This is a genomic window from Microcoleus sp. A2-C3 (assembly GCF_036706065.1).
GTDB lineage: Bacteria > Cyanobacteriota > Cyanobacteriia > Cyanobacteriales > Microcoleaceae > Microcoleus.
Genome location: NZ_JAUBVX010000048.1, coordinates 42295 through 48415 on the forward strand (window position 1 = coordinate 42295; position 6121 = coordinate 48415).

Genomic DNA, 6121 nt, shown 5'->3' on the forward strand with positions numbered 1-6121 from the left:
AGGTGACGTAGGGCCTGCTCCCAACTTGACAGTAAGAGCATTGCAGTTGAGCTCCGTTGAGCTCCGTTGGTCGATCGCAAAATCAAAGCGTGAAACCCCAGCCCTGATAGTTTTGATAGAAACCTATAGGAGAACAAACAGTGAAACTCGCAGTTTACGGAAAAGGTGGAATTGGCAAATCGACAACAAGCTGCAACATCTCCGTTGCCCTAGCCAAACGCGGCAAGAAAGTTTTGCAAATCGGTTGCGATCCAAAGCACGACAGCACATTTACCCTCACAGGCTTTTTAATCCCCACAATTATTGACACCCTTCAGGAAAAGGACTATCACTACGAAGACGTTTGGCCCGAAGATGTCATCTACAAAGGCTACGGCGGCGTTGACTGCGTAGAAGCAGGCGGCCCACCCGCAGGAGCTGGTTGCGGCGGCTACGTAGTCGGAGAGACCGTTAAACTGCTCAAAGAACTCAATGCCTTCGAGGAATACGACATCATCCTGTTCGACGTGCTCGGCGACGTAGTGTGCGGCGGTTTTGCAGCCCCCTTGAACTACGCCGACTACTGCATGATTGTTACCGACAACGGGTTCGACGCATTATTTGCCGCCAACCGCATCGCCGCCTCAGTCCGCGAAAAAGCCCGCACTCACCCGTTGCGCCTCGCCGGTTTAATTGGCAACCGCACCTCCAAGCGCGATTTGATCGACAAGTACATCGACACCGTACCAATGCCTGTGCTGGAAGTGCTGCCGCTGATTGAAGACATTCGTGTTTCTCGCGTCAAAGGCAAAACTTTATTTGAGATGGCCGAGAGCGATCCCTCCCTCAACTACGTCTGCGATTACTACCTCAACATCGCCGACCAAATCTTGGCAATGCCCGAAGGAGTAGTGCCGAATGATACGCCCGATCGCGAATTATTCTCGTTGCTGTCAGATTTTTATCTAAATCCTGTTCAACCAGTGGTCAAGAAGGAGGAAGATGAGCTAGACCTGATGATGGTTTAATAGGTCTAGCGATCAGGATGAGGATAAAGAGGTTATGGCTTTTTTTGATACTTTTTCAGTTGGTCTCAAACAGAAGTGGTTGGACTATTACCAGGTGAATCGAGCTTGGCTGCTCCTGCACATGACGGCTGACAACACGGTCGCCACACCCGACGGCGGGAAAAGGCCTGTTTCTTACCTCATCCTGGGAATTGCGGCTGCCCTGGAGCCGGAACTCCAGCAATTAATGCTGCCCTTCTCAAGACTAAAGCCGGATGCAGACAGCCTGATCGAAGTGTTGGGGCTAAATTTTGACCCAGACATAGCGTTGGGTATGCCCTCAACTACCGCGCCACAGACGGCCGGTCAATCTCCAATTGTCACAGCAACTTCTGCGACAACCGCTGCACCCGCAGCCACTCAAACAGCAACTTCTGCGACAACCGCTGCACCCGCAGCCACTCAAACAGCAACTTCTGCACCCGCAGTCGCGATCGAGCAAGCTGCACCCGCTGATGCCCCCAAGTCTAATAAATTAGGTGGTGCGGCCTTGGCAGCAGCCGGAGTAGTCGCCGGAGTCGCTGGAGTCGCAGGTCTCGCAGCAGCCTCAGCACTGAGTTCGGAGGAGGAATCCTTCGAGGATGACGAGGAAGAAGCTGTCTCCGACTTCGACATGGAAGATGACGAGGCAGAATCTATCTCCGACTTCGACATGGAAGATGACGAGGCAGAATCTATCTCCGACTTCGACATGGACGACGATGAGGAAGAATCTGTCTCCGACTTCGACATGGACGACGATGAGGAAGAAGCCTCGGCTTTGGACGGTCTCGACCTCGGCGACGATGAGGAAGACGCCATATCTGACTTCGATATGGGCGATGACGAGGAAGATGAAGCCTTGGCTTTGGGCGGTCTCGACCTCGATGACGAGGAAGATGAAGCCTTGGCTTTGGGCGGTCTCGACCTCGATGACGAGGAAGATGAAGCCTCGGCTTTGGGCGGTCTCGACCTCGATGACGAGGAAGATGAAGCCTCGGTTTTGGGCGGTCTCGACCTCGATGACGAGGAAGATGAAGCCTCAGAATTTGGGACTTTGACCTCTGGGGATCTCGAAGCGGAGATATCAGATCCGTTTGGTGAAGAAGATGCAGATTTTGTCGCCGAAGCAATACCTGATCCGTTTGGGGCAGCTACCTCAGATGATCTGGATCTGGATCTGGATCTGGGCGACTTGGACGAAGACGGTCTTGACGATTTCTCTGTATCTGATGACGATGATCTTGACGATCTCGGACTTGACGATTTAGGGGAAGCAACTACCGGAGATCCTGATGAAGATGATTTAGATGCTCTAGGTCTCGGCGATTTGGATTCCGATGATGACGATGAAGAAATTTCGGGTTTTTTGTCTGATTTTAAGTAAAGTTGCGATCGCCAAAGTATATCTTAGCCTTGACGTTTTCCGCTCTATTTGTGAGTTGTGAGTTGCGAGTTGTTAATTTTTAATTAACTCTAACTCACAACTATCAAATGGCTTTTTATCTCTAGATTTGAACAATACTAAATTGCTGCTGTGAGGGATTACAGCCCCTCGCACAGAATTTTTTACCTTGAATTTTGGATGCTGTGGCTGCTGCAAAAATATTCAGTTTGCTGCATCTATTTTTCAGAATAATTACGCCAAAACCAGTATTTCTATTATTGTTCGCTGCAAAAGCGCTAAGTAGAAGGAAGAAGGAAGAAGGAAGAAGGAAGAAGACATACACAGCCAGCTTTTTAGCGAGCCGTATTTTACCTTTAATTAGGTGGATTTACTGATTCGCAAAAAACAAATATTTGCTCGATCGGGCGCAAGTCCAGTTCGATCCAAAAAACAATTTAAAGGGAGAACACTTGAAATATGACTGCTATTACTACTACCGAACCCGAAGCTTTAAACTTTGAATGCGAAACAGGCAATTATCACACATTTTGTCCGATTAGCTGCGTAGCTTGGCTTTATCAAAAAATTGAAGACAGCTTTTTCTTGGTCATCGGTACCAAGACTTGCGGCTATTTCTTGCAAAACGCAATGGGCGTGATGATTTTTGCTGAGCCCCGCTATGCGATGGCTGAGTTGGAAGAAGGCGATATTTCCGCTCAATTAAACGATTATGATGAGTTGAAGCGGCTGTGTTTGCAGATAAAGCGCGATCGTAACCCCAGTGTAATCGTCTGGATCGGCACCTGCACCACCGAAATCATCAAAATGGACTTGGAAGGCTTAGCACCGAAGCTGGAAGCAGAAATCGGCATCCCCATCGTCACAGCCCGCGCTAACGGCTTAGATTACGCTTTCACCCAAGGAGAAGACACCGTTTTAGCTGCGATGGCCGCTAAATGTCCTGAGAAAGCGCCGGTGATCGAATCTCAGAAACAAGAACGCAATGCTATCTCTCAACTGCTGAATTTCGGCAAGAAAAAAGAGGAAGTTGATGCAGATGAATCCGAATATGTCAAGCACACGCCGCTGGTACTTTTCGGTTCTTTGCCCGACCCAGTTGTGACTCAGCTAACCTTAGAATTGAAGAAGCAAGGAATCAAAGTTTCCGGTTGGCTTCCTTCCAAGCGCTACACTGAATTGCCAGTTTTGGAAGAAGGCTATTATGTATCTGGCATGAATCCGTTCTTGTCTCGTACTGCTTCTACGTTGATGCGCCGTCGTAAGTGTAAGCTAATTGGTGCTCCATTCCCGATCGGCCCAGACGGAACTCGCGCTTGGATTGAGAAGATTTGCTCGGTTTTGGGAATCGAACCCAAAGGTTTAGACGAAAGAGAAGCGCAAATCTGGGCAGGTTTGGAAGATTACCTACAAATAATTCGCGGCAAATCAGTCTTCTTTATGGGCGACAATTTGCTAGAAATTTCCCTAGCACGTTTCTTGATTCGCTGTGGCATGACTTGCCCGGAAATCGGCATTCCTTACATGGACAAGCGCTATCAAGCAGCCGAGTTAGCGCTGTTAGAAAAAACTTGTCACGAGATGGGAGTTCCCACACCTCGGATTGTCGAAAAACCAGACAATTACAATCAGCTTCAGCGGATTTACGCGCAGAATATTGACTTGGTGATTACTGGTATGGCTCACGCTAATCCTTTGGAAGCGCGGGGAATTAATACTAAATGGTCAGTTGAGTTTACTTTTGCTCAAATTCACGGCTTTGGTAATGCGCGGGATATTTTGGAGTTGGTGACTCGTCCGTTGCGCCGGAATAATTCGCTGAAGGATTTGGGTTGGGGTAATTTGGTGAAGAATGAGGCGAAGGTTTAGTTTTTGAATTACACCTGATTCATAGCGAGGGTGGGCAATGCCCGCCCTTTTTTATTAGAATAGTACAAGCATCCGTATAAAGTAATGGGCAAGTTAGGCAAACTGGTAGAACAATTTTTAGCAAATCCACCTGAAGTGCGGTTTGACGATGTGTGCTATATCCTAACTGCTTTTGGATTTGAAGAAAAGCGATCGAAAGGAAGCCACCATACTTTTGTCAATGCTGATGGATTAAAGATTACAGTTCCTAAAAAAGGCGGTCAAAAGGTAAAAGGAATATACGTAAAGCAAATTGTTGTGCTATTGAAACTGGAGGAATGGAGCAATGAATCAGAAGATAGAAGTGAAGAATAAATCTTTAGAATATTACTTGAGCCTGAGATATGTTATAAGTTTTTACCCAGATCCAGAAGGAGGCTATACAGTCCTCATCAAAGACCTTCCAGGTTGTATGTCTGTAGGGGAAACTTTGTCGGAATCAATGGAGAACATTGAGGAAGCTAGGGAATTGTGGATAGAGACTGCTTATGAGTGCGGGCATGAGATTCCTTTACCTGCAACAGAGATTGAAGATAGCGGAAATTTATCGTTGGAAATCCCTAAATCTCTGCGCCGGAGTTTAGCAGACAATGCTGAAAGGAAAGGAGTTAGTATTGAACAATATATTTTAGATTTGTTGAGTAAGGCTGGCTAAAATATAAAATATAATCCTATCAGGACGATCGCGTTTGAGGGATGGTCTAAGGGCGATCGCTCTTTGATTTTTTTGTCAACCGCTGATCAAGGCAGATTAACGCAGATGAACGCGGATGAAAAGTGCGATCGTACTTTTACAATCAATTTACAATTACGCCAAATTTTAATAACATTCTAGGTAAATAATCATCCAAATTCTTGATATGTTCATCTGTTAACTCAATCAGGTTGAGTTCGTACTTCTGATATAGTTCTTGCTTTACTTGCTTGCGCGCCGCATACTCCGGGTTGTTCTCATATCCCCAGTATTCAATATACACCTTTCCCCCAGGAATATAAAAGTCACAGTAAGCTTCTTCCTCTATGGGTAGTCGGCGTTCATAGGCGTGAACTAGCTCCGCCATATAAAGCCAATTATCAATCAAAACTTCAGCTTTAGACCGCACAAAATGACCGTCGGTTGTTCGATGCTGTGCACTCGCCCGAAACTTCTCGCGGAACCCTAGCTTTGTGTTGACTTCTGTTTTGCTCTGTTCTGAATTTTCACCTTTAAGACTCTCAATAGTCACCAGAAAAACTTGATTTGTCAGTATAGATTCTGGCCAAAGCACATAAGGAGTGTTGTCTTGAGGGTGAATTTTTTGCACCGCCCCAAAACCAATCCCCCGCTTAGTTGCTACCCAGCCGTTGCGCTCTTTGTTTACTAATCCTAACTCTGCTAAAATTGGGTTGACTTTGTGCTTTGATATTTCTAGTTTATCGCTGATGCTGGTAGCGGACAGAAGTGAGGGAGAAGAGGGTTGTTGGGGTTTAGGTTTGGGCGCTGACACCGGTTGAGCGTTGTTAGCTTTCCAATGTTCGTAGCATAATTTGTGACCGGGTTTTGAAACTGCTTGATTGCATCCGGGCGCGGTGCAGGTTTCTGCTGATAGGGAAGATAAAGCTTGATTTATGGCTGCTAGCTTGCGGAGAAAAGGATCTGAAGTCATATTCACAGCTTGAAATATATTCAAAAATAGTACCACTTTAATTTCTATGCAGTCAAGAATTAACTGTAGTTTAGACTAAATAAAGATGAGAACGGTGGCAAAAGAAGAACTAGAGCCACCGCGCCGGGAGAGAATGA

The 6121-nt window shown here is 46.5% G+C and carries 7 protein-coding genes; 6 read left to right on the plus strand and 1 reads right to left on the minus strand.

Annotated elements, in window-relative coordinates; translation table 11 throughout:
- Window positions 1–140: 140 nt before the first annotated feature.
- From bchL to QUB66_RS22830, 6 genes are all read left to right on the plus strand, one after another.
- Window positions 141–1007, plus strand: coding sequence for a ferredoxin:protochlorophyllide reductase (ATP-dependent) iron-sulfur ATP-binding protein (gene bchL / locus QUB66_RS22805; protein WP_265237962.1), 867 nt, complete (start codon window positions 141–143; stop codon window positions 1005–1007).
- A gap of 34 nt (window positions 1008–1041) precedes the next feature.
- Complete coding sequence (locus tag QUB66_RS22810; RefSeq protein WP_332970567.1) at window positions 1042–2412, plus strand: DUF5331 domain-containing protein; 1371 nt, start codon at window positions 1042–1044, stop codon at window positions 2410–2412.
- Between the two features lie 203 nt (window positions 2413–2615).
- Window positions 2616–2807 carry a hypothetical protein gene (locus QUB66_RS22815; RefSeq protein WP_332970569.1) on the plus strand — a complete coding sequence of 64 codons (192 nt, stop codon included), beginning with the start codon at window positions 2616–2618 and terminating at the stop codon, window positions 2805–2807.
- Between the two features lie 82 nt (window positions 2808–2889).
- A complete protein-coding gene (locus QUB66_RS22820) occupies window positions 2890–4299 on the plus strand; it encodes a ferredoxin:protochlorophyllide reductase (ATP-dependent) subunit N (RefSeq protein WP_265237946.1) in 1410 nt (469 codons plus the stop codon).
- A gap of 84 nt (window positions 4300–4383) precedes the next feature.
- Complete coding sequence (locus QUB66_RS22825) at window positions 4384–4653, plus strand: type II toxin-antitoxin system HicA family toxin (RefSeq protein ID WP_332970570.1); 270 nt, start codon at window positions 4384–4386, stop codon at window positions 4651–4653.
- Window positions 4625–4993, plus strand: coding sequence for a type II toxin-antitoxin system HicB family antitoxin (locus QUB66_RS22830; protein ID WP_332970571.1), 369 nt, complete (start codon window positions 4625–4627; stop codon window positions 4991–4993). The genes QUB66_RS22825 and QUB66_RS22830 overlap by 29 nt, the downstream gene beginning before the upstream one ends.
- A gap of 142 nt (window positions 4994–5135) precedes the next feature.
- Here QUB66_RS22830 and QUB66_RS22835 read toward each other — a convergent pair whose 3' ends face one another.
- The gene (locus tag QUB66_RS22835; RefSeq protein WP_332970572.1) at window positions 5136–5984 is read right to left on the minus strand and encodes a hypothetical protein; all 849 of its coding nucleotides are present in this window, start codon (window positions 5982–5984) and stop codon (window positions 5136–5138) included.
- Window positions 5985–6121: the final 137 nt, after the last annotated feature.